At 63.8% G+C, this 19,402-nt stretch carries 17 protein-coding genes; 6 read left to right on the top strand and 11 right to left on the bottom strand.

Translation table 11 applies throughout. From position 1 onward, the window contains the following. Positions 1-5: 5 nt before the first annotated feature. The 6 genes from AAD018_RS01180 to cysQ all read right to left on the bottom strand — a co-directional run bounded on the left by AAD018_RS01180 (position 6) and on the right by cysQ (position 5,982). Complete coding sequence (locus AAD018_RS01180; protein WP_367313967.1) at positions 6-989, bottom strand: glycosyltransferase; 984 nt, start codon at positions 987-989, stop codon at positions 6-8. A gap of 169 nt (positions 990-1,158) precedes the next feature. Next, positions 1,159-2,142 (bottom strand): UDP-glucose 4-epimerase GalE, encoded by a 984-nt coding sequence (galE, locus tag AAD018_RS01175; protein WP_367313968.1) that lies wholly within the window; start codon positions 2,140-2,142, stop codon positions 1,159-1,161. Between the two features lie 5 nt (positions 2,143-2,147). Then, complete coding sequence (gene galU, locus AAD018_RS01170; RefSeq protein ID WP_367313969.1) at positions 2,148-3,041, bottom strand: UTP--glucose-1-phosphate uridylyltransferase GalU; 894 nt, start codon at positions 3,039-3,041, stop codon at positions 2,148-2,150. Positions 3,042-3,140: 99 nt separating this feature from the next. Beyond that, on the bottom strand, positions 3,141-4,385 hold the full coding sequence (locus AAD018_RS01165; RefSeq protein ID WP_367313970.1) for a glycosyltransferase family 2 protein: 1,245 nt from the start codon (positions 4,383-4,385) through the stop codon (positions 3,141-3,143). Next, positions 4,382-5,182 (bottom strand): 3-deoxy-manno-octulosonate cytidylyltransferase, encoded by an 801-nt coding sequence (kdsB, locus tag AAD018_RS01160; RefSeq protein WP_367314225.1) that lies wholly within the window; start codon positions 5,180-5,182, stop codon positions 4,382-4,384. The genes AAD018_RS01165 and kdsB overlap by 4 nt, the downstream gene beginning before the upstream one ends. Continuing rightward, positions 5,182-5,982, bottom strand: coding sequence for a 3'(2'),5'-bisphosphate nucleotidase CysQ (gene cysQ, locus AAD018_RS01155; protein ID WP_367313971.1), 801 nt, complete (start codon positions 5,980-5,982; stop codon positions 5,182-5,184). The genes kdsB and cysQ overlap by 1 nt, the downstream gene beginning before the upstream one ends. A gap of 131 nt (positions 5,983-6,113) precedes the next feature. Between cysQ and AAD018_RS01150 the strand changes: the two genes are divergently transcribed. Then, complete coding sequence (locus tag AAD018_RS01150; RefSeq protein WP_367313972.1) at positions 6,114-6,935, top strand: ABC transporter permease; 822 nt, start codon at positions 6,114-6,116, stop codon at positions 6,933-6,935. Positions 6,936-6,947: 12 nt separating this feature from the next. Here AAD018_RS01150 and AAD018_RS01145 read toward each other — a convergent pair whose 3' ends face one another. From AAD018_RS01145 to AAD018_RS01130, 4 genes are read right to left on the bottom strand one after another with little or no spacing between them, the layout of a single operon-like run. Continuing rightward, entirely contained in the window at positions 6,948-8,582 is a 1,635-nt protein-coding gene (locus AAD018_RS01145; RefSeq protein ID WP_367313973.1) for a thiamine pyrophosphate-binding protein, read from the bottom strand. Further along, positions 8,579-9,658, bottom strand: a complete 1,080-nt coding sequence (locus AAD018_RS01140) for a 4-oxalomesaconate tautomerase (protein WP_367313974.1) — start codon at positions 9,656-9,658, stop codon at positions 8,579-8,581. The genes AAD018_RS01145 and AAD018_RS01140 overlap by 4 nt, the downstream gene beginning before the upstream one ends. Further along, positions 9,655-11,670: a tripartite tricarboxylate transporter permease gene (locus AAD018_RS01135; protein ID WP_367313975.1), complete on the bottom strand. Its 2,016-nt coding sequence runs from the start codon at positions 11,668-11,670 to the stop codon at positions 9,655-9,657. The genes AAD018_RS01140 and AAD018_RS01135 overlap by 4 nt, the downstream gene beginning before the upstream one ends. A 52-nt stretch (positions 11,671-11,722) precedes the next feature. Beyond that, complete coding sequence (locus tag AAD018_RS01130; protein WP_367313976.1) at positions 11,723-12,832, bottom strand: tricarboxylate transporter; 1,110 nt, start codon at positions 12,830-12,832, stop codon at positions 11,723-11,725. A gap of 116 nt (positions 12,833-12,948) precedes the next feature. On the opposite strand from AAD018_RS01130, the gene AAD018_RS01125 reads away from it, so the two are divergent. Both AAD018_RS01125 and AAD018_RS01120 read left to right on the top strand, forming a co-directional pair. Continuing rightward, positions 12,949-13,623 (top strand): response regulator transcription factor, encoded by a 675-nt coding sequence (locus tag AAD018_RS01125; RefSeq protein WP_367313977.1) that lies wholly within the window; start codon positions 12,949-12,951, stop codon positions 13,621-13,623. Continuing rightward, a complete protein-coding gene (locus AAD018_RS01120; protein WP_367313978.1) occupies positions 13,623-14,993 on the top strand; it encodes an ATP-binding protein in 1,371 nt (456 codons plus the stop codon). The genes AAD018_RS01125 and AAD018_RS01120 overlap by 1 nt, the downstream gene beginning before the upstream one ends. A gap of 7 nt (positions 14,994-15,000) precedes the next feature. Here the strand turns inward: AAD018_RS01120 and AAD018_RS01115 are convergent, their stop codons facing one another. Then, positions 15,001-16,056, bottom strand: coding sequence for an AbrB family transcriptional regulator (locus AAD018_RS01115; protein WP_367314226.1), 1,056 nt, complete (start codon positions 16,054-16,056; stop codon positions 15,001-15,003). 54 nt (positions 16,057-16,110) lie between these two features. On the opposite strand from AAD018_RS01115, the gene AAD018_RS01110 reads away from it, so the two are divergent. The 3 genes from AAD018_RS01110 to tcuB are packed head-to-tail and all read left to right on the top strand — an operon-like array spanning position 16,111 to position 19,244. After that, entirely contained in the window at positions 16,111-16,782 is a 672-nt protein-coding gene (locus AAD018_RS01110) for a GntR family transcriptional regulator (RefSeq protein ID WP_367313979.1), read from the top strand. After that, on the top strand, positions 16,772-18,172 hold the full coding sequence (gene tcuA / locus AAD018_RS01105; protein ID WP_367313980.1) for an FAD-dependent tricarballylate dehydrogenase TcuA: 1,401 nt from the start codon (positions 16,772-16,774) through the stop codon (positions 18,170-18,172). The genes AAD018_RS01110 and tcuA overlap by 11 nt, the downstream gene beginning before the upstream one ends. Further along, complete coding sequence (gene tcuB / locus AAD018_RS01100; RefSeq protein ID WP_367313981.1) at positions 18,162-19,244, top strand: tricarballylate utilization 4Fe-4S protein TcuB; 1,083 nt, start codon at positions 18,162-18,164, stop codon at positions 19,242-19,244. Before tcuA ends, tcuB begins: the two co-directional genes overlap by 11 nt. Positions 19,245-19,402 lie beyond the last annotated feature (158 nt).

The following is a 19,402-nucleotide window of genomic DNA, read 5'->3' as shown; positions in this document are numbered from 1 at the left end:
TCGCCCTACACCTGACCGCTTGTTTGTGAGCCGCCTGCTGCGTCCAAGACAAGCGCGAAATGGCTGTCCCAGTCTGGCGGGGTGACCGGATCGGGGCGATCTGCCCTTTTCATCTGCGCAAGGCGGCGGATTTCGGCCCGCCACGTATCGAAGTCCGAGAGGTCCGCGTAGATCGCGACGTCCCCGAGCAGCTCTTGCGTGACGGGAAGCGGTGCGCAGAGAACCGGCGTGCCGCGCGCAGCCGCTTCAAGCGGGGGGAGACCGTAGCCTTCGGCGAGGCTGGGCCAGAGGAACGCGGTGGCCCGTTCGAGGATCGCGGCGACGGCGCCGTCAGACAGATCGGGGCATTCGAAGACAGTGCGGTTCATCATCGGGGAGGTGTCCAGGCGAACGAAGACATCCTCGTTCCGCCAGCCGCGATGGCCGCAGATGAGGAGCGTCGGGGCGTCTTCGCCGAGCTGCTCCCACAGATCGAGGAGGAAAGCATGGTTCTTGCGGGGTTCGATGGTTCCGAGTGTGACGAAGACCGGACCGTCCATGGGAAGATTGGCGGGGATGTCGTTCGGGGCCGGATCGGGAAGGTCGACGCCAATGGGGGCGACAAGGCCGGGCGGGATAGGTCCCGTGGCATGGCGGGCGACGTCGGTGCGGGTCTGGTCGGAGATGTAGATCAGACGGTCTGCGTGTTTTACGGCAGCGCTGAGTTTGGCCTCGAAGATCTCGGGCGTGCCCTCTTTTTGCAGATCAGGCAGATCGAGGGGGATCGTGTCGTGGAGCAGGATCGTGATCGTGCAGTCCTTGAGGGCCGTGAGGTGCCGGTCGGTCAGATTGGTGTGACCTACATTGAAGTAGCGGCAGCCTTGCGGCATTGCGCGCCGGATCGTCCAGGCAAGGGCAAAGCGCGGAGCTCGCGCCTTGGCGAGACGGCGTAGGGCGCTGGTGTCGAGAGGTGCAACGGGGTCGGTGAAGGCCTGAAGGACATGGCGCATCCCGGCGCGGTCCAGCAGGAGATATCCCAGCCGCGTCCGGACCAGACCAAAGACGCTTTCGGGGCGATCGCAAAAGGCGCGCAGGTAGGCGCGTTCGACCCGGTCGATCCCGGTCAGTACCTTGCCCGACCGCGAGACAAGCCGCGTCAGGTCGAGGCACAGAGCCGGATCAGCGATCGTATCCTCCGTTCTGGTGCCAGCGCCATGCGTCTTTGATCATCTGGGACATCACCGAGCGGTCCGGCTCCCAACCGAGGAGGGATTTGGCCTTTTCGCTGCCCGAGACCAGTTTGACGCAGTCACCCGGCCTGCGGTCACCTTCGGTTACGGGGACGGCGCGGTTGGTGACTTCGGCGGAGCGGTCGATGACCTCGCGGACCGAGAATCCCGTGCCCGTGCCAAGGTTGAAGACCTCGCTGTCCTTGCCGTCCTGAAGCCATTTGAGGCCGAGGACATGCGCCTCGACCAGGTCCATGACGTGGACGTAATCGCGGATGCAGGTGCCATCGGGCGTATCGTAATCGGTGCCGTAGACCGTGAGCGCGTCGCGCTTGCCGTCGATTGCATCGAGCATTAGCGGGATGAGATGGGTTTCGGGCTGGTGGAATTCGCCCACCTCGCCGTCCGGATCGGCGCCAGCGACGTTGAAATAGCGGAAGATCACCGATTTGAGCCCGTAGGCCGTGCCGAAATCGGTCAGCATGTCCTCGATCGCGCGTTTGGAGCCGCCATAGGCGTTGATCGGGCGTTGCGCGCTGTCTTCGTCGAGGACGACGCCGTCCTGATCGCCATAGGTCGCGCAGGTCGAGGAGAAAACGAAGTTCTTGCAGCCCGCAGCGACGGCCGCTTCAATCAGGTTGAGGCTGCCAAGGACGTTGTGGCGCCAGTATAGGCCGGGATCGGACATGCTTTCGCCGACCTGGCTGAGGGCGGCGAAATGGAGGACGGCGACGGGTTTATGCTTGGCGAAGACCTCGTCCAGGCGGGCGCGATCAGCCAGATCACCCTCTTCGAACGGGCCGAACTTGACCGCGTCGCGCCAGCCCGTGAGCAAGTTGTCGAAGGTGATCGGCTGATAGCCCGCGCGGGCCAGAGCCTTGCAGGCATGCGAGCCGATATAGCCGGCTCCTCCTGTGACGAGAACCGGCGTCATGGGCGTTACTCGGCGGCCTGGCGCGAGCCGACCGTGCCTTCGAGATACTGCATCAGCTCGTCGCGCAACTCGTCCCGGGCGAGGCCGAAGGCGACTGTGGCTTGCAGATATCCGGCCTTGTTGCCGCAATCGAAGCGCTGTCCCTGGAAGCGGAAGCCGTGCACGCCTTCATCGCCCCCGATTTCAGCGGCGATCGCATCAGTGAGCTGGATCTCTCCGCCCGCGCCGGGTTTGAGCGTGCCGAGATTGCGCATGATGGCCGGGGTCAAGATGTAGCGGCCGATCACGGCGAGGTTCGACGGAGCTTCGCCCGCGGGGGGTTTTTCGACCATTTCGCTGACTTCGAAGATCTGGCCGTTCTCCTGCTTGATGCCGAGTACGCCGTAGGACGAAGTCCGTTCGGGGGCGACTTCCATGGCGGCGACCACGCTGCCGCCGGTTTCGGCATGCGCCTCGACCATTTGCTGGAGACAGGGCTTTTCGGCGGCGATCACGTCATCGGTCAGGATGACGGCGAAAGGTTCGTCGCCCACGAGCCGACGGGCGCACCAAACGGCATGACCAAGGCCCAGCGCCTTGTGCTGGCGAATATAGGCGATGGCGCCGTCTTCCATATTCGTGGCCTTGAGCGTCTCGAGCAGCTTGGTCTTGTTCGCATTGGCGAGCGCTGTCTGAAGCTGTGGGGCGTGGTCGAAATAATCCTCGAGCGCGCCCTTGCCGCGGGATGTCACGAAGATGAACTCTTCGATGCCAGCGGCGCGCGCCTCGTCGATCGCATACTGGATCAGCGGTCTGTCCACGAGCGTCATGATTTCCTTGGGGATCGATTTGGTCGCCGGCAGGAATCGGGTTCCGAGGCCGGCGACCGGAAATATCGCCTTGGTTACCTTACGCGTCATAACAAAACCTTTCTCAAAATGTGCCGGTCGTCGCGGCATGTCATACTCAGTTTCTGCACATGCGAAAAGGTGCCACGACCGGCGGGAACAGATTTCAGCCTAGACCAAGCGGAGCTCTGCCGCACCCCTGACTTCCGCCACGCGGTCGACTTCCTGTTTTGCCCGTTTCTTGCGCGATTTCAGGATAAGCCGGGGGCCGCTGCGTTTGACCCGGCCAAAGAGGCCGCCGGTCTGGAGCCAGTATCCCTCTGACGTGAAACGAAGTTTATGCGGTCTCATGGTTGGTTTCATTACGTAGACGGTGACGATATGGCCCTCTTCGACCGCCGTTTTGGCCTTGGGGCTCAGCTTGCCATGACGCCGTCCCGCGAACGCAATGGAGGTGCCGGTGCTGGCCTTACGTTTCAGGGGGCGGAAGGAGGTGGCGTCCTGCAGGATCGGGGAGAGCGGCAAGAGCGGGCGCTCCAGACCGGCCTGCCAACCCGCATCAAAAGAGCGCATCAGCCGTCTGACATCGCGCGGCTCGAGCGCGCCGCTGACAAGTGCGCGGTCAATGCGGGCTTTTTGCTCGGCCCTGAACTGGGCGCGGCGCGGGGCAGGATCGAGGCCGGGTTGATGGCGGTTGAGAAAGACGGCCTGGCTCGCCGCGATCTCGAAGAGATCGAGCGGAGTGCGGTCGCTGCGGCGGCGGGCGCTTTGCCGGTAGCCGTGATGGACCTCGGCCAGAGGGACGATGGCGGTCAGCGCGTTGAGGGCGCCGAGCCGGAGATTGAGATCGCTTTCGTCGAGAAAGAAGTGATAGGCCGGATCGAAGCCGCCCAGATCCGAGATCATCACTCGGCGATAGGCCATGTTGCAGCCTTCGGTCTTGATGCCATGGCCCGGCGTCGGCTCGAGAATGACGGGATCCGATCCGGCGAGGATGATCGGAGCGGACACGCCATCGGGGCCAATATCGCGCGCTTGCCATTGGTAGCTGATCCCGTTGCGCCCTCGGACGAAGCCGCCCGCCGCCGAGATAGTGGGGCTGTCGAACGGGTCCGTTAGATGGGCGAGCCAATAGGGTTCGGGAACGGCGTCGTCGTCGATGAAGGCGACGATCTCTCCGGCGGAGGCAGCGATGCCGCGATTGCGGGCGGCGGCGATATTGGCCTCGTCGAAGGGGATGACCTTGATGCGATCGGTCCAGCCCATCGATTCGATGGCCTCGACCCCTGCCTGATCGGTGACGACGACAACCTCGAATGCGGGATAGATCAGTTGCTCGAGACCGGTCAGACACAGACGCAGGGCGTCCGGTCGCTCGCGGGAGACGACGATGACGCTGACCGTCTTTGCCGTCATTCCATCCCCATCTCGGCCATCATGGCCTCGATCTTCGGGATATCCTCGGGGTTGTTCAGCTCCCAAAAGAGACGGTCCCGCGCCTCGACCTCGACGCAGGCGATGCGGCGGCCGTTTTCAAGAAAGCGCAGCTGTTCGAGCCCTTCGAGCCGTTCGAGCGGACCGGTCTGCCATTGGGGGTAGGAGGCCAGCACATCGGCGCGGTAGGCGTAGACGCCCACGTGATGAAAGACGGGAGTGGGATCGGCGGGGCCGTAGCTGTCCGGCAGGAAGGGGATGACTTCCTTAGAGAAGTAGAGCGCGTTGCCTTGCGCGCCGAAGACAGCGGTCGTTCCGCCGACGCGCCCTGCCCTGCGATCGGCCAGCAGATCCGAAAGCGTCTTGCCGTCGCAGCGCAGAACCGGGGTGGCGAGTTGCGCCTCGGGATCGGCTTTGAGGGCGGCGACCAGATCTTCGATGAACCAACTGGGCGTGAGCGGCGCGTCGCCTTGCAGATTGACGACAATCTCGTGGCTGGCGCCGAGGACCTGATGCGCTTCGGCGCAGCGTTCGGTTCCGTTGCGGCAATGCTCTGACGTCATGACGACATCCGCGCCGAAGCCTTCTGCCGCCTTGCGGATCCGGTCGTCATCGGTGGCCACGACGATGCGGTCGATGCCCTGCACCTCGCGCGCGGCGCGCCAGGAGCGTTCGATGAGGCTACGCGACCCGCCACCCGCGCCGCGCAGAGCCGCGAGCGGTTTTCCGGGGTAGCGGGACGAGGCGTACCGGGCCGGGATGACGATGAGGACCGACATCATTCAGGTCTCTTGAGATCGACCCCGGGCGCATGAGCGATAAAGAAGGGATTCGCGAAGTCGGATTTTCCGTAACGCAGCGGGGTATGGTCGTCGAAACGGATCACGTCGCCGCCTGCCCCGGCAAGGACGGCGTGGCCCGCTGCGGTGTCCCATTCCATCGTGCGGCCGAGGCGGGGATAGAGGTCGGCCTCTCCTGTCGCGACGAGGCAGAATTTGAGCGAGGATCCGGCGCTTTTGGTTTCGTCGCTTTTGTAGTGCGAGAGGTAATCGTCAGTTGCCTGATCGCGGTGCGATTTGGAGGCAACGATCCGAAGCGCATCATTGTCAGGGGCCGAAACCTTGATCGAGTGCGTGGTGCCGGGCTTCGCGGCGTCAAATGGGCCCTCTTCCTCGACCGAGGTGCCATTCGCATCGGTATAAAAGAGGCGATCCTTGGCGGGCGCATAAACGACGCCGCGAACAGGAGCGCCGTCCGCGACATAGGCGATGTTCACGGTAAAATCGCCGCGCCGCTTAATGAACTCTTTCGTGCCGTCGAGAGGATCGACGATCAGGAAGGTCGCGGTGTCGAGCGCGTGGGTCTTGGATTGTTCTTCGGTGACGAGGTCCACATCCGGAAAGGCTGCGCGCAAACCCGCCGAGATGATCCGGTCGGCGGCTTTGTCAGCTTCGGTAACGGGGCTTTCGTCGTCCTTGAGATCGACGCCGAAATCGTCTTTCCCGTAGATTTCCATGATTTTCTCGCCCGCCTCGATCGACAGGCGGCGGCAGACGGTCATCAGTTTCTCGAAATCCATGCGGAGCGGCCTCTCGTCAACGTGTAATTGTCAGATCCGAACCAAGTCCTTATGGTTGGGCGTCAATGGTTCAGCAAGATCTCGATGCGACCATGGTCCAACAGCCGCCGATTGCAGGATAACCAGCCGCCGTGTTCGAACAGACCAGGCCAACTTCGAAGACACGTTCCGCATGGGCGTTGCTGGAGCTGATCTATCACGCGACGGTGCGCGAGATCCGGAAGGATTACAGCAACGCGCTGATCGGGTTGATCCTGAATATGGTGCAGACGGTGACGCTGGTCTTCGCGTTCTTCCTGCTATTTGTCGTGATCGGGATCAGGGGATCGCCGGTTCGCGGCGACTTCTTGCTTTATATCATGTCGGGGATCTTCATCTTCATCGTGCATGTGAAGACGGTTTCGTCGCTGATCACGGCGGAGGGGCCATCGTCGCAGATGATGAAACATGCGCCGATGAACACCATCGTCGCTATTCTGGCGGCGGCGTTCGGTCAGCTTTATATCCAGATCCTGTCGGTGCTCGCCGTTCTTTATATCTACCACATCGCTTTCACGCCGATCACGATCCACAATTTCGCCGGGGCGGCGGGAATGCTGTTTCTGGCCTGGTTCACGGGCGTTGCGGTCGGGGTGGTCTTTATCGCGATCAAACCCTGGGCGCCCCAGTTCGTGACCGTGGCGTCGGCGGTTTATAACCGGGTCAACATGATCGCGTCGGGCAAGATGTTTCTGGCCAATTCGCTTCCGAGCGCGCAGTTGCAGCTGTTCGACTGGAACCCCCTTTTCCACATTATCGATCAGGCGCGGGGCTATACGTTTCTCAACTATAACCCGCATTATACATCGGTGAGCTATCCGCTTCAGGTCGGGATCGCGCTGATTATGATCGGGCTGATGGCGGAATTCTATACCCGCAAGACCGCGTCCCTGTCCTGGGATGCGCGCCGCTAGGGAGGCCTCAGGCTATTTCGGCGGATGGGCGCGCCGGATAACGGGGCTCGCGATGCGGTCGTTAATAGGGATGTCCCAAACGGCGGCGGTTCCGGAGGCGGTGAACACCTTTACCAGGTCGGGGAGGGTCGAGAGGTCGGCGACGGTCTCTCCGCCGAGGCCGAAGCCGCGCGCGATGGCGGCAAGATCGGTACGGCCAAAGACGGCGCCCTCGTCGGACAGACCCTCGGCGCGAAGCTTGTGGATCTCGGATCCGTAAGCCCCGTCGTTCAGGGCGACGATCAGGATGTTCAGGTTGTGGCGCTGGATCGTCTCGAGCTCCTGGATGTGCATCAGGAGGCTGCCGTCTCCGTCGAACATGACGACCGGCACGTCGGGGCGGGCAAGGGCGACGCCCATGGCAAAGGAGATGCCGTTGCCGATAGCGCCGAATTCGCGGATCGTGAGGAACTCTTCGTAGGGGCGGCGCGGCATATGGGCGGCGTAGTAAGAGCAATGGCCTGATGAGTTGACGAGCTGCCAGCCGTCCGGCAATGCGGCATCGAGAGCCGCGATTGCATCCCGTGGATCGTGGGTGCCGGGGCGGGAATCGGCAGGGGCGCTGTCCGAGACGCGCGTTGCGATGGCGTTGGCAAGATCGGGGTTGCGGCGTTGGATCTGGCGCGGCGGCAGGACATCGAGGAGCGCTTCGACGCCGAGGCGGGCATCGGCGCGCAGATGGGATTGGGCGGCGATGCGGCCTTGGCTGACCGCGACCGGATCTGTGTCGATCTGGAGCACATCGGCTTTGGGCCAGAGCTTGCCGCCATCGGAATTGTGTTTGGAGAGCGAGCCGCCGACGGCGATGATGAGGTCGGCCTCGGCGCAGACCTCCCAGGCGAGGTCGGTGGCGAAACCGCCGAGGATGCCAAGGCTGAACGGCTCGTCATGGAAAAGACCGCGCGCCGGAAGGGTCGTGCCGAGCGGCGCGTCGCAGCGTTCGGCGAGCGCGCGGCAAGCCTCGGCGGCGTGGGTGGCGCCGAGGCCTGCCATGACGACGATCTTCTTCGCCGCGGCGATCGTCTTGGCGGCCTCTACGACATCGTCCGGATGGGGCGGCATCGGGGAGGGTTTCGGCAAGAGCTGGTGGGATGGGATCGGCAGGGCTGCGTCCCGGGCTTCGAGATCCTGAAGGTCGAAGGGAATGCCGAGGACGACGGGACGCCGTTCGCGGCGGGCCTGAAGGAAGGCGTCGCGGGTCGCGGTGGCGATCCGTCCGGGCCAGTGGATGGAGTGATAAGCCGCGCCGGTGGCAATGACGAGGGGAGCCTGGTCGATCTGCTGGTTGTACCAGGCGGCCTTAAGCGGTGGTTCTCCGGCGATGACGACCAGCGGCAGGCGCGCGCGGACGGCGGCGGGAAGGGCGGTCATCAGCTGGGTCAGGCCCGGGCCGCAAGTGACGGTTGCGAGGCCCATATCGCGGGTCTTGCGCGCATAGGCCATGGCGGCAGCGACGGCGCAATGTTCGTGCCGAACGTAGATCATGGTGCAGCCCGCCTCGGACAGGCGGGTGGCGAAGTTCATGTTCGCGTCGCCGAGAAGGCTGAAACAGGTGCCGATCTTTTCCTGGGCGACAACGTCGGCGAGCAGATCAAAATTGTGTCTCACGACAGGATGTCCTTTGGGATCATGACCTCTCCACGCGCGATGAGGCGGGCGGTACGGGTCACGCCGGCGGAGATGAAGTCGAAGCCATCGGTGGCGTCGTAGTGGACGTGGACCTCCATGAGACCGGAGGGATGCTCGATTTGCACGGTGAGGGGGGAGGGGCGCGGCGTCATCAGACCCTCGGCCACGGTGCCGGGGGCCAGCGCGCAGGCGGCGAGGCATTGACCGCCGGTGATGGCGAGCGTCGGGTGGGTCGTCCATGGCATGAAGTAGCGAGCGGCGAAATCGCCACCGGCTTTGGCGGGCGTGACAAGGCCGATCTTGGGGATGACGGAGGCGCTGACATCGCCAAGGCCCATCCGCTCTCCGGCCTTAAGGCGGAGCGCTTCGAGGCGAGTGAAGAGATCTGCGCTGGCATCGAGATCGGCCTGGCTTTCGTAGCCGGTGATCCCGAGATCGGAGGCGCGGGCGATCATCATGGGCATGGCGACGTCGATCAGCGTGGTGTCGATCCCGTCGATGACGTCGACAGGAGAGCCGGTGGGAAACATCTTGCCGGTGCGCGCGCCGGTGATCTTGGTAAAGGTCATCGCGACAGGCGCGGCGGTGCCGGGAACACCGTCGATGGCGGTGTCTCCGTCATAGGTAACGGCGCCGTTTGGGGTCTGGATGTCCACGTGGACGATCGCTCCGGTATTGACGGCGCGGATACGGACGGAGGTGACGTCACCTGCAACGGGAACGAGGCCCATTTCGATGGCTGCGGGTCCGACGCCGACGAGGACGTTTCCGCAGGTGGGTTTGTAGTCCACCTCGTGCTTTTCGACGGCGACCTGCGCGAAGAAGTAGTCGACGTCCGCCTCGGGATCGTCGGAGACGCTGAGCATTCCAACCTTGGTTGTCGTCGCGTTGCCGCCGCCGAGGCCGTCAATATTGCGAGGATGGCCGCCGCCCATAGCCGAGATGAGAACTTTGGACAGATGGTCGAGATCCTCGGGCAGATCGGAGCGGTGGAAGACCGCGCCGCGGGAGGTGCCGCCGCGCATAAGGAGAAACGGGATCGGGGTCTGGGTCATGTGAAGGGCCATGGAAGATCGAGGAACGATTGCAGAAGTCCCGGCGGGAAGTCGCGGTTGAGCACGTAGGCGAAGCCGAGGATCGCGGCGATCCCGAGGGTCGAGAGGATGAGTGTGCGGGCCCAACCAAGCCCCACACGGATGCGGAAGAAAGCGAGGAAGAACAGGCCCAGCGCAAGAATGAAGCCAAGGAGCGAGGAGAGAAGCAGAAGGCCGCCGAACCAGCCGAGCGTGGACCAAAGGCCATGGGGGGCGTTTGCATCCTCTCCTGCCGCCTCACGGTCGGCGAATACGTCATCGCCTTCGGGCGCGCGGATCATGCGGAGCAGAACAAGGCAGAGTGCGATGATTCCGACGGTCGCGATGGTGAGCGGGAAGATTTTGTCGGAGGTCAGACGGATCATATAGGCGTTGACCCAAGCCGTAACGGTGTAGGCGAGCAGGACGAGTAGGAAGATCAGCGGAGCACGCTTGGCGCCAGTTTCCACTTCACCTTCCGAACGGATTTGCTTGGCCTGTTTGAGGCCGAGGAAGATGGAGATCAGCGTGAAGACAAGGATCACGATGACGATGGGCGAGGCGACGTAGGCGAAGCCCGCTTCGAAGCTGTCGCGGAAGCGGAAGCTTGCAATCTGGTGGGCCTGATTGGCGAATTTCTCGGCCGGGTGGGACAGGACGAAGCCGATCAGGAAGGCCGGGCGCGACCAGTCGAAGCGGCGCAGGAAGATGCCGAGAAGCCCGATGGAAAAGAGCGCGACGAGATCCCCGAGGCTTTGACGGGATTGGAAGGCCGCGAAGGCGATCATCATGAAGAGGAACGGCGCCAGAAGGGAGAAACGGATCGTCGTCAGCTTGGCGATGCCGCCGGAGAGCGCGATGCAGAGGCCAGCGCCAAAGACGTTGGCGAGCGCGAGGGACCAGACGACGGTGTAGGTGATGTCGAGGTTGTTCTGGATGAGCTGCGGGCCAGCGTCGAAGCCAAGAAGCCCAAGCCCCCCGATGAAAACGGCCATCGAGCCGGAGCCGGGGATGCCGAAGATGAGGGTCGGGACGAGGCCGCCACCTTCCTTGGCGTTGTTCGAGCTTTCGGGGCCGATGACGCCGCGGATCTCGCCCGAGCCAAACTGGCTTTTGTCCTTGGAGCTTTGGACGGCGTGGCCATAGGCGATCCAGTCGACGACAGAGCCGCCAAGGCCGGGGATCACGCCCACGATGACACCGATGACCGAACAGCGGACGGAGAGCCAGATATTGGCCCACCAGTCGCGCACACCTCTGAGCCAGCCCGCGCCGAGAGAGGCCTCTCGCGAGATGGATTGGTCTTGCCGCAGAAGGCTGAGGATCTCGGGGATGGCGAAGATGCCGAGACCGACGATGACAAGGCGGATGCCATCGGTGAGGTAGGGGATGTCGTAGGTCGCCATGCGCAGGCTGCCGCCCGCGCCCGCCTCGCCGATTGTGCCGACGAGCAGGCCAAGGCAGGCGGCGGCCAGACCCTTGAGCGGCAGGCGACCTGCGAGGATCGCGACCATGGACAGGCCGAGGATCGTGATCGCCAGCATCTCGGGCGTGCCGAAGGCGAGGACGAGCGGGCGGGCGATCAGGATGAAGAAGGTGAGAACGGTCGCGCCGAGGAGCCCCCCGAAAAGCGAGGAGGCGAAGGCGGCGGAGAGAGCGCGGGCGGCCTCTCCCTTGCGGGCGAGCGGGAAGCCGTCGAGGACGGTGGCTTGCGATGAGGAGGAGCCGGGGATGCCCATCAGGACACTGGCGAAGGTGTCGGAGGTGGGAACGACCGCGATCAGGCCGACCATGAGGGCGAGGCCTGAGACAGGCTCCATCCCGAACATGAAGGGCAAGACCAGGCTGAGGCCCGCGATCCCGCCGAGGCCGGGAAAGACCCCGACCGACAGTCCCAGAAGGACGCCCGTCATCAGAAAGAGGATCTGGCTGGGCTGCAGGATGAGCGAAAACGCCTCGTGCAGGGCCGGGAGCGCCGTGGTCAGGATGTCCATGGGATGTCTTTCGAAAGGGGACCCCCGCCTAAAGTGGCGGGGGTCATGGCGCCTAGTTCAGGGAGACGCCGTAGGACTCTTCGAGCCAGTTGACGACGAACTCTTTCGCCGCGGGATCGACATTTGTGCCCGACGCAAGCGTGGCTTGGGCGCGGTCGCCGGTCATCTGGGGATAGACGCCAAGACGGGCGGCCGAGAGTTCGGCGAAATCATCGCGCGCGATGACGTCGTTGAACGCCTGCGTGTAGGTCACGATCTCGTCGTTTGAGGCACCCTTGGGCAGGAAGACCATCTTTTGCGCGGGAAAACCCGCGATCATGAAGGCTTTCCAGGCTTCCCATGCGGGGCCGGATGTTTCGCAGGCCGGGGTCGCTTCGCAGACTTCCTTGAAGGACGGGATGTCGGGGAAGGTCGGGTCGCGGACGATGTTGCCGTCCTCGTCCAGTGCGCCCCAGGTCATCATCGGAACGGCCTGACCGGCCTCGACCAGAGGGGTTACGGAGGAGAGATAGGCCGAGGAGGTCTGGTAGTCGATATTCGCCTCGCCGCGTTCGAACATCAGGCGTCCGTCGCCGCGTCCTTCGATTCCGAAGACCGGTTCGACCGACATGCCCAGCATCTCCCAGGCCAGAAGCGGCACGAGATCGAGGCGGGTTGCGCCCTGCGAGCCGTAGATGAAGTCGGTGTCCTGAAGGGCCGTCACGTCGAGGCCGTCCATCTGGGACGCAAGATCGGGGGGAAGATAGGCCACGCCGCCGGTGCCGGAGGCGAGGACGACGTTCCAGTCGCTGTATTCATAGCGCACCCGGGGATCGTCGAGCAGATAAGGGAATTGCGTCGAGCCGGACGAGCCGAAGATCAGCGTGCCGTTGTGGTCCTCGGCATCCTGTTCCTGAAACCAGTTGGCGCCTCGGGTCGAGCCTGCGCCGGGCATGTATTCGACGACGACCGTCGGATTGCCGGGAAGCGCCTCGCTGAGAAGTGGGGCGTAAAAGTTGGCCCATTTGGCCGAGCCGCCGCTTTCCGAGAACGGAATGATGAAGCGGACGGTTTCGTCCGTCAGGTCGATGCCGTGGCCTGCGGCATTGGCCGATGTCGAGAGTGCTGCCACACCAGTGGCTGCGGCCAGGGCCATGCCCCGAGCCGTTTTCGAGATGGTCATTCAGTTCCTCCCATAGGTGACACGCGATTTTGCGCGTCTTAGTGTCAGCGGTGATCAACCGCGTGATCCCGCAACGATGCGTTGTGAAACTTGCGTGAACCTTTCGGAGATCAAAATTGCGTATTGCCATCGTCGAGGACAACAGAGCGGTCGCGCGCGGGATCGCGTATCGGCTTCAGGATCGAGGGCATGCCACTGATGTCTTGCATGATGGGGGGGATGCGGATGATTTCCTGAACGGGGATGGCAATGATCTGATCGTTCTGGATGTGAACCTGCCGACGCTGAGCGGTATGCAGGTTTTGCGCAACCTCAGAGCGCGGGGCGATGCGCGGCCCGTCCTGCTGCTGACAGCAAACGATCAGGTGGCCGACCGGGTCGCGGGGCTGGATGCCGGTGCGGACGACTATCTGGTCAAGCCGTTTTCCATGGAAGAGCTCGAAGCGCGGCTTCGTGCACTCGCCCGGCGTGAAGCCACGGCGCCGACGAAAATGCTCGAGCAGGACGGCCTTGTTCTGGATCCGACCGGCCTCTCCGTGCGCATCGGAGGGACGGATCTTGATCTGCCGCGGCGGGAGTTGATGCTGCTCGAAGCTCTGCTCCGACAACGGGGGCGTACGGTCTCGAAATCGGCGCTGATGGACCGGATCTACGGGACGGGTGCCGATATCGACGCCTCTGCCATCGAGGTGCATGTCTCCCGGCTTCGCAAGCGGCTGAAGCCGCATGGGTTCGAGATTCAGGTCAGCCGGGGGCTTGGCTATCGTCTGGCCCGGCAAGAGATCAGCTGATGTCGCTGCGGCTGAGGCTTTTCCTTATCATTGTCTGCCCGCTATTGCTGGTTGCGCTGGCCCTAGGCTTCTGGAGGGTCGCGCAGGCTGAAGCAACGGCGGAAGAGCTGTTTGACCGCGATCTTCTCTTTACCGCTGTTGCGGTGGCGCGGGACGTTGCGCTGCTCGACGGGGATGCGGTGTCGCGGGAGACCGGTGCGTTGCTGAGCGATGCGGCAGGCGGACCGATACGTTATCACGTCTACGCGCCGGATGGCGTGTTTGTGACGGGATATGCCGTGCCGCCCATCCCGGTGAGCGGCGTGCCGGAGACGGAGGCGCCGTTCGTTCTTTACGACGGGATCTACAAGGGTCGCGACGTTCGGGTGCTGCGCCTTTGGGATGTCGGGCAGATCGGCGGTCTGAGCGGAACATTCACGATCACGGTCTGGCAGGATGCGGCGATCCGGCAGGATTACGTGAGGGAGACGGCGATCAACGTCATCGCGGTGATGGCGGCCCTGATCGGTGCGGTGGCACTGTGCGTCTGGTTCGGGGTCAAGCTGGGCCTGAAGCCGCTTCTGGATCTGGAGGACGCGATTTCGCGGCGCAGTCCGGACGACCTGACACCGATCCGGCGGCGCGTGCCGCCCGAAGCGGACGGGATCGTCACGCAGCTCAATTCGCTGATCGGGCAAATCCGGACGACCATGACGGCACAGACCGATTTCATCTCGAACGCGGCGCATCAGTTGCGCAATCCGCTGGCCGGGATCCGGGCGCTGGGCGACAGCATCATGACGGCGGGATCTCTTTCGGCAGCCAAGGCGCGGGCAGGCGATTTGATCGAGGCGGCCGGTCAGGCGAGCGATCTGGCCAACCGTCTGCTGACACTTGAGCGGATGCGGGCCGGGTCTGCCGGAGCCGGGTTCGAGGCGGTCGATCTAGCGGTGATCACGGTGCAGGCTGCGCAGGGCTTTGAAGAGCGGGCGGAGGCCGCTGGCGTCACGGTCGATATCGTCAGGCCGGAGCGGGATTGCCTGATCGACGGGGATCCCGTGATGCTGCGTGAGGCGATCGTCAACCTGATCGGCAATGCGCTGGCCCATGGGGGACCGGATCTGACGCGTCTGTCGATCACACTGGATCGGAGCGGGGATATCGTTCGATTGATGCTTGAAGATGACGGGCGCGGGCTGGAGGAGAAAGATATCGACCGGGCATTGGCCCGGTTCGGACAGGCGCAACCCGGGCGGGGCAGCGGGCTGGGATTGCCGATTGCCGAAGCGGTGGTTGCCCAGCATGGAGGGTCGCTCGCGCTCGATACCGGAGGGCCGGGGTTGCGGGTGACGCTGGACTTTCCGGTGCTCGAGCGGGTCGGAGCAATCTGAAGCGGGTCTACTTCTTGATGAAGAGGCGCGCGGCAAGCGGCGCTCCGGTGATGACGAGGAAGACGCGGGTCAGGTGGTGGACGATGACGACGCCGAGGTCGGCGCCGGCGACGATCGCGAGGATGGTCATCTCGGCCTGACCGCCGGGGGCGAAGGAGAGAAAGCCCTCGACCGGCGGGGCGAGTCCGGTCTGAACGACGATTTCGGTGAAGATGAAGGCCAGAACGGCGAGGATCAGAACGAAGGCGACGCCAGCGAGTACGTCCTTGCGCAGCTCGATCAGAGTGACGCCGACATAGCCGACGCCGATGCCCAGCCCGATGAGGAACTGCGCGGCGAGGATCGCCTCGGCCGGGGGGCGGCTGTTGATGAGACCCAACAGGGAGAGGATCGCCGTCAGGATCATCGGTCCAAGGATCGAGGCGCCGAAAAGACCGATCCGTTCGCCTGCTTTCCAGCCGATCAGCGCCGCCGCGATCATGATCGTAATCTCGGCGAGGGGCAGGTCCCGGGCCGGGGCGCCGAGCGGATTGTCGAGGGTGGCTCCGAAGCCGAAGATGAGGACGGCGGGCGCCACGGTCACCACGATCAGGACGCGGGTCGCGTGGATCAGCGACAGCGCGCGCCCGTCTCCGCCCGCCTCCTGACCGAAGATCACCATGTCCTGAAGCCCGCCGGGCATTGAGGCGTACCAGGCCGTCACTCGGTCAAAGCCGCAGATACGCTCGAAGAATGGAATACCGATCAGCGCGATCACGAGGAGATAGAGCGGCATGAAGGCGACCGATGCCGCCATTTGAGGGAGCTGTCCTACAACTTCGGGGGTGATCGACGCTCCGATCGCGACGCCAAGGATTGTCCGGGCCGCGATGCTGAGCTGGCCGAGGCCGTTCAGAGGGCGTTGCGCGAGAGCCGCGATCAGACAGGCAACCATCGGGCCGAAGAGAAATGGAAGCGGCAAGCCGAGCCACCAGAAGATCGCGACCCCGGCGGATGCGATGAGCACTGTCTCAAGACGACGAATGTGAGGTGACCCATTGCTCGAAATAACCGATTTCTCCATCTTGCGTCCGAGTGTATCCATCTGTATGCAATCTGCGGCAAAGGAGCAAGTTGCTTGGCGAAGTCGGATATTCCTCAGGGTCAGGATGCCTATCATCGGATCATAGCCGAGATTCGAAGCGGTGCGATGGTGCCGGGTGATCGGCTGACCGAGGTGGATCTGGCGGAGCGGTTCGGGATCAGCCGGACGCCGGTGCGCGAGGCGATCCGGCAGCTTGAAGCGGATGGGCTGGTGACGCACACGCCGCGGCGCGGGGCCACGATCCGGACGCTGGGGCCTGCGGAGATTTCCGAGCTTTACGACATGCGCGCGGTTCTGGAAGGCGCAGCGGCGCAGTTTGCGGCGCGGGCGGCGTCGGAGGTCGAGTTGGCAGAGCTCTCCGAGATCCATCAGGCGATGACGAAGACGAGCGATGCGGAGGAGCTTTACCGGCTGAACCAGCATTTCCATGCGGGGCTGCTGGATGCGGCGCGCAACCGGTTCCTGATGAAATCCGTCGCGGCGGTGACGAAGACGCTTCTCATCCTCGGACGCTCAACGATGGAAGAGGGGGATCGGGCCTCGGAGGCGCTATCCGAACATGCAAAGATCCTTGCAGCGCTAGAGGCGCGCGACCCGGAGACGGCAGGGAATGTGATGCGCGCGCATATCGCGGCGGCGCATCGGGCGCGGCTGCGGCAGCTTCGGGATCTTCGCGAGGATCGGGAGATTGCCGATGACGCTTGAAACCGTAGCAGCGCAGCATTGGGACGTCATCGTGGCAGGCGGCGGCAACGCCGCCTTGTGCGCTGCGATCGAGGCGGCGGAAAAGGGCGCGCGGGTGCTTATGGTCGAGGCCGCTCCCCTGCCCTATCGCGGCGGCAATTCGCGGCACACCCGCAACTTTCGCTGCATGCATCGTGGGCCGCTGTCGGTTCTGACGGACAGCTACGGCGAGGACGAATATTTCGACGATCTGCTTCGCGTGACCAAGGCCAATACAGATGAAGGTCTGGCGCGGATGGCGATCCGACTGTCCGAGGAGGCTTTGCCCTGGATGGAGGCGCATGGGATCCGGTTTCAGCCGTCGCTGTCGGGGACGCTGTCGCTGAGCCGGACGAATGCGTTTTTTCTTGGCGGCGGGAAGGCTTTGGTCAATGCCTATTACCGGACGGCAGAGGCTTTGGGCGTGCGGTTTCTTTACGAGACGCAGGTGACCCATGTGCATCTCGCTGGGGACCGGTTCGAGGCGGTGGATCTGCTTTGCGGGGAAGAGATGGCGACGGTCAGCGGGTCGGCCATCGTTCTGGCAAGCGGGGGATTTCAGGGCGATCTGGACTGGCTGGCCAGGGCCTGGGGGCCCGCGGCGCGCAACTTCCTGATCCGAGGGACTCCCTACAATCGCGGGGTCGTTCTGCGCGATATGCTCGATCAGGGCACGCAGAGCGTGGGGGATCCGACGCAGTGTCATGCGGTGGCGATTGACGGGCGCGCTCCGAAATTCGATGGGGGGATCGTCACGCGGCTGGATTGCGTGCCGTTCTCGGTTGTCGTGAATAAGGACGGTGCGCGGTTCTATGATGAAGGCGAGGATGTCTGGCCCAAGCGCTATGCGATCTGGGGCCGGTTGGTGGCCGCGCAGCCACATCAGGTGGCGTTTTCGATCATCGACAATAAGAGCCGGGAGCTGTTCATGCCGTCGGTCTACCCGCCCGAGACGGCGGAGACGATTGACGGGCTCGCGCAACGGCTAGGCCTGCCGGGGGTCAAGCTGCGCGAGACGGTGGAGGCCTTTAACGCGGCCTGCCGGGACGGGACGTTTCATCCGACGGAGCTGGACGGGCTGGCGACGGAGGGGCTGTCGCCGCCCAAGACGAACTGGGCGCGTCCGATTTTGGAGCCGCCGTTTTACGGTTATACCCTGCGGCCCGGTGTGACCTTTACCTATCTGGGTCTGAAGGTCGACGACACGGCGCGGGTGCAAGGCGCCAGCCGCGCGCTGGAGAATGTCTGGGCCGCCGGGGAAATCATGGCCGGGTCGATCCTCGGGCAAGGATATCTTGCCGGGTTCGGCATGACGATTGGAACCGTCTTCGGGCGCATCGCAGGCCGGGAGGCTGCCTCTCATGTCCTATGAAACTCCGGCCCTGACCGAGGCTGCGCGGCAAGTGCAGATCTGCAATGCCTGCCGCTATTGCGAGGGCTATTGCAGCGTCTTTCCGGCGATGTTTCGGGAGCGGACCTTTGCCTCTGGGGATCTGACGCAGCTGGCCAATCTCTGCCACAACTGCCGCGGCTGCTATTACGCCTGCCAGTACACCGAGCCGCATGAATTTGCGCTGAACCTGCCTGCGGCCCTGGCGGAGGCGCGGCGCGAGAGCTGGGAGCGGTTCGCCTGGCCCGGAACCTTGTCGCGGCTCTTCCAACGAAGCGGTGTTGCCGTCGCGGCGGCGCTGGTTCTCGGCGTGGTGCTTTTGTTCGCGGCGATCCGGGCGGTGCCGGATACAGGGAACGGGTTCTACGCCTACATGTCCCATGCGCTGATGGTTGCGATTTTCGCGCCTGCCTTTCTGGCTCCGCTCGTCGTGATCGGTATCGGGCTGAGGCGCTATTGGGCGGAGGTCGGAGGGCAGCGGGTTCAATGGTCCGATCTGCGCAACGCCGGGCGGAGCGCCGCGACGATGCGCAACCTGAGCGGCGGTCAGGGACAAGGCTGCAACTTCGAGGATGAGGATCGATTCACGAATACGCGGCGCTATCTGCATCAAGCGACGATGTGGGGCTTTTTGCTGTGCTTTGCGTCGACCTCGTCAGGGACGGTGCTGCATTACGGGTTTGGTCTGGAGGCGCCTTATGGGCTTTTCAGCTTGCCTAAGCTCCTTGGGGTTCCGGGCGGAATCCTGCTGACCGTCGGGGCGTTCGGGCTGGCCTGGCTGAAGACGAAGGCGGATCCTGCCTTGGGTGCTGCGCATCTTTGGGGGGGCGAGATGGCCTTTGTGTTGTTGCTTGGCCTGACCGGGGCGACGGGGCTGGCGCTTTATGCGGCGACGGGAACGGGTGCGGTTCCGGCTTTGCTTGCCATTCACCTGGGCGCGGTTCTGGCCCTTTTCCTGACGACACCCTATTCGAAGATGGCCCACGGCTTTTACAGGTTTGCGGCTCTCGTCCGCGATGCCCAGATTGCGCGGCGGACCGGCACCGCGGATTAGGGAAAAAAGACCGAACGTCACCCCGCCCTCTGGTTGCAGGCCCATTTCGGCAGCACTATATACGCCCGAGCCGCGCAGAAGAGTTTCATTCTGCGCCTGACCAAATGGTGCGGATGCCGACTTGGGTCCGCATTTCTCACATCGCCTGACGAAAGAGG

This window comes from Aestuariibius insulae (assembly GCF_040783535.2).
GTDB lineage: Bacteria > Pseudomonadota > Alphaproteobacteria > Rhodobacterales > Rhodobacteraceae > Aestuariibius > Aestuariibius insulae.
Note: the sequence above shows the minus strand (reverse complement) of the source record. Positions and strands in the feature narration are given on the sequence as shown.